Origin of the sequence: Burkholderia sp. 9779_493, assembly GCF_015712215.1 — a bacterium.
Taxonomy (GTDB): domain Bacteria; phylum Pseudomonadota; class Gammaproteobacteria; order Burkholderiales; family Burkholderiaceae; genus Burkholderia; species Burkholderia cenocepacia.
The window spans coordinates 1-433 of the sequence record NZ_JACCQA010000116.1 but is presented as its reverse complement, the minus strand read 5'-3'; the positions used below and the strand labels follow the sequence as shown (position 1 = coordinate 433).

1 protein-coding gene is annotated in these 433 nt (G+C 54.5%); it reads right to left on the bottom strand.

Features of this window, described 5'->3' with window-relative positions:
• A partial coding sequence (locus tag H0X95_RS35750; RefSeq protein WP_196446441.1) for a dihydroxy-acid dehydratase domain-containing protein occupies window positions 1-433 on the bottom strand: 433 nt, incomplete at both ends.

Genomic DNA, 433 nt, shown 5'->3' with positions numbered 1-433 from the left:
TTTCATAACCGCACGGCCCAGGTTACCGCTTAACACTTTTGTCCCACCATGATGAGAGAAAGGTTGTTCGAAGGAAGCGATCACATTGCTGTCGAGTGATTTTTCCGCCCCTTCCCGCCAGTCCAGTTCACCATTATTCAGCCATGGTTCAAGGGTATAACGAGACAGACCAAAGCCTGCCACCGTATTGACATCTTCATGCAGCAGGCCTGCTTTGAGCAGTTCACGCACCAGAACCGGTACGCCACCTGCCGCCTGGAAGTGGTTAATATCGGCCGGACCGTTCGGGTAGAGACGTGCCATCAGCGGTACAACATCAGAAAGGTCAGAGAAGTCATCCCAGTTAATCTGAATACCGGCCGCGCGCGCCATCGCCACCAGGTGCATGGTGTGGTTAGTGGAACCACCGGTCGCCAGCAGTGCAACGATACCG